The sequence below is a fragment of the Bartonella sp. AP57NXGY genome (assembly GCF_042195805.1).
In the GTDB taxonomy this organism is placed as follows: Bacteria; Pseudomonadota; Alphaproteobacteria; order Rhizobiales; family Rhizobiaceae; genus Bartonella.
Window position 1 is genome coordinate 1 of sequence record NZ_JBHIOZ010000146.1, and the last position, 3,149, is coordinate 3,149.

Sequence of the window (3,149 nt, forward strand, 5' to 3'; positions counted from 1 at the left end):
GGATTGAACAAACACGAATATTTTGTGGCATTCCCCATAAGCGCAACCCACCAGTATAGCCCTCTACAGCAAATTTACGAGCCGCAACTAGATATGAAGTCTAGTTGCTTTTCATCAAAGACCTCTTTTGCAGCAAAAACACTATTTAAGGCTGCTGGAAACCCTGCATAAAGTGCCAACTGTATCATTACTTCAATCAGCTCAGCAGGACTACACCCAATATTAAGAGCACTGGTAAAGTGGAATTTGAGTTGCCGTCTTGCATTACCGAGAGTTGCAAAGATGGCAACGGTGGCAAGCTGCCGAATACGGCTTGTTAAGTGAGGTCGCTCATAAATTTCTCCATACACAAAAGAGATGATGAATTTTGCGAGATCAGGGGCAACATCGGCCATTTCTTCAAGAATTGAAGGGGTCTCGACCAATTCCATAGAGCGTAAACGCTCCACGCCCAATTCATAAGCATTTTTCTTATAATTTACAAATGTTTGTTCTTGCATGTAATGGCTCCCTCCCCACGGAGCCTTAGTTGGATAAGGCTTTTACTTTACCTTAAAGACTAAACCTTCAATTAAAATGCAATACCTTATCTCCTCTTGCGGATTTGCATTGCATGAATCATTATCGTGCTTTAATATCCTAGTCAATCATTTTTGTAAATTTATTTTATATTATTTTTCATTTTTTACATTATAGGCAATCCTTATGAAGCTATAGCAGATAGTAAGGGATTTTTCTATGGCATTAATATTACGTTGATGCAGCAGGCACGTGTAGCCTTTCCAGACGTTGTACTTAAGACTGAGCTAAAATTAGCAAATTAAACCCTTCTTATTCGTATTTGCGCAAGAGAACTGAGGTGTAACTTGTTGAGCGTAGAAACACCATGCATGATTATGTGCGCATTGAGCTATAGGACTTAGTTGTATTTAGTATTTTGCGGCTTGAATTTACCGAGGAAAGTGCGAAGCGTTAAATTTATAACAGATGCTACTAACTTACCTCTAATCTAGTAAAGTTCTATCATGACAAAGCCATTTGTTGGGGTGTACGGAAGAGCTTTGTTTTTAACTCAAGTTAGAGATATGTAATAGCAGATGAGTGCAGTACTCCTTTGCTGCAAAGTCCTCCAATCGGTTTAGCTAAAAATATTATGCCGCAATTAGGTGCCCAATATAGCTTGATCATGTCTATAAATTTTGGTTTAATACCTTTAGCACTGGAGAACTTTAGTAAAATTAATGCTGTGTGCCTCTATCAAGTTGTAAAATATATTATGCTTTAAGATCTCGGTAAAAATTTTCATGAGAGCCAAGTGCTAACAAGGTCAAAGTAATCGTGTGATCTTCATAGCTGTAAGCAAGCAGCGTCAATTGCTTGGCCATTTTAAATTTATAGACAAAAACACCAGAAAGATCACCTGTTTTGGCTTGACCAATGGTGGGCGTTTTCATAATGACGCGAACAGCTTGGTCTAGATCTTGTTTTTGGTTGGCATGCAGTTTTTTGACAGTTTTTTTAAATGAATGGGTTTGTAAAACTTGCATAGATTCAGCCAAATTCAAATGCTGTTACATCGCCATCTGCATTTTCTTGTTGTCCAAGTAAGATTGCTTGAATAAATTGAAAGGAGAGATCTGGATTTTCTTCGGCTATTTTGCCCATACGCGACCAATATTCAATTTGCTTAGGAACCGAGCGGCTATAAACAGACGCGTAACGCTTAGCCTCATTAATGAGATCATCAGACAGTTTAACAGTTGTAGCCATGACTATACTCCTACCTTACAATAAGGTGGTAATATAGTTCAAAAGGTGTTAAAAAGCAACCTTTGAAACACAATAACCTTAGCAGATCTCTAACACAATTCCTTCTCTCACAGCCATCTTTCTTAATATCTGAAAGAAGAGAAAATAAAAGATAAATTTAGAACTAAATGATCGAGAATAAGCTCTAAAAAGGTTCGGGATAGGCAGAAAATAAGTTAAAAGAATCAACGGAATCAAAATTCCCGAACTTCTATATAATCTATTGATTTTATATAAATATAGCATTCCTACCCCCTCCGCCACAGCACTTTTGTCGTGCTATAAATTATTGATTCTATATGTCTTGTATGTAGCTTGTCATCAGGTTTTGCAGAATTTGACAGCAGGTTTTGCAGCAATTCATTTTTAAAATTCACGTCTTTTTTAAAAAATTAAAGGGGTTTTCAAAGGGTCTTCAAAGATCATTTAAAGACCCTTTAAGGCAGCTTTTTCTCCTTTGCTAAAAGTCGCAATTTGAGATGATGAGCTCTTGAGCTGGAATTGGATTATTTGAACTGCATGTATAAGATATGGTAACCTCTTTTATCTTAAATGGGCTAAAGCTTTTGCGAATCTCCGGCACATCATTGAGTGACAGAAGAAACTTTCCCTTTAATTGTGCAAGCAGTGTGGACATCCTCTGATAATCCTCTCGCTTAAACAAATCCTTGCCATAGTAATCCTCAACACCCCAATAAGGCGGATCAAGGTAAAACAAGATGTTGGGACGATCATAGCGCCTAATAAACTCAAACCAATCTAAATGTTCAATGGTCACACCTGCTAAACGACGGTAAATAAGCTTTAAGGAGGCTTCAAGTTTGAGACTATTAAACCCGTGCACCACGGTGTGGATCAACTCCAAACGTCTGTTTTGCCACTTTGCCACCAAAACTCAACCGCTGCAGATATAAAAACCGCAATGCCCGCTCTAAATCTGTCAGGGTCTTGGGATCTTGGGTGCGTAACCGTTCAAACGCCTCACGGCTACTCACCTGGAACTCCAACAGATCCATGAAAGGGTAATAATGGCGTTGCAACACCCGAAAAAAATTCACCACATCACCTGAACGATCATTGATCACTTCATATAAAGGAACTAATTTTCTCCTTAAAGATACAACATATTGATTTATAATGATAATCTAGCGTTATTCATATTGAATTAGACCCTCGAATAACGCAAGATTCTCTCATTTTAAATCTGTTTATGTTGAATCAATCAAAACCACTCATTTGTACATAACAAGTGGGATGAGTGTGTGGATAAAATTTGTATAAGAAAGGACTAAAAATGGCTCTTATGAACCGTCTTAATGCAAGGGCTGTCGCAACATTGG

Annotated in this window: 3 protein-coding genes and 1 pseudogene; all 4 read right to left on the bottom strand. The window is 37.9% G+C overall.

Going from position 1 to position 3,149, the window contains the following annotated elements; all coding sequences use genetic code 11:
• Window positions 1-74: 74 nt before the first annotated feature.
• On the bottom strand, window positions 75-500 hold the full coding sequence (locus tag ACFIL8_RS08670; RefSeq protein ID WP_375681534.1) for a carboxymuconolactone decarboxylase family protein: 426 nt from the start codon (window positions 498-500) through the stop codon (window positions 75-77).
• A 774-nt stretch (window positions 501-1,274) separates the two neighbouring features.
• Entirely contained in the window at window positions 1,275-1,559 is a 285-nt protein-coding gene (locus ACFIL8_RS08675) for a type II toxin-antitoxin system RelE/ParE family toxin (protein WP_246054788.1), read from the bottom strand.
• Window positions 1,552-1,770 (bottom strand): TA system antitoxin ParD family protein, encoded by a 219-nt coding sequence (locus ACFIL8_RS08680; RefSeq protein ID WP_005773872.1) that lies wholly within the window; start codon window positions 1,768-1,770, stop codon window positions 1,552-1,554. The genes ACFIL8_RS08675 and ACFIL8_RS08680 overlap by 8 nt, the downstream gene beginning before the upstream one ends.
• A 499-nt stretch (window positions 1,771-2,269) precedes the next feature.
• Window positions 2,270-2,954, bottom strand: a pseudogene (locus ACFIL8_RS08685) (DNA adenine methylase).
• Window positions 2,955-3,149: the final 195 nt, after the last annotated feature.

What these genes read in the sequence shown, in the direction of transcription:
- ACFIL8_RS08680 (WP_005773872.1), bottom strand. Translation starts at nt 1,770, where the DNA reads ATGGCTACAACTGTTAAACTGTCTGATGATCTCATTAATGAGGCTAAG.
- ACFIL8_RS08670 (WP_375681534.1), bottom strand. Translation starts at nt 500, where the DNA reads ATGCAAGAACAAACATTTGTAAATTATAAGAAAAATGCTTATGAATTG.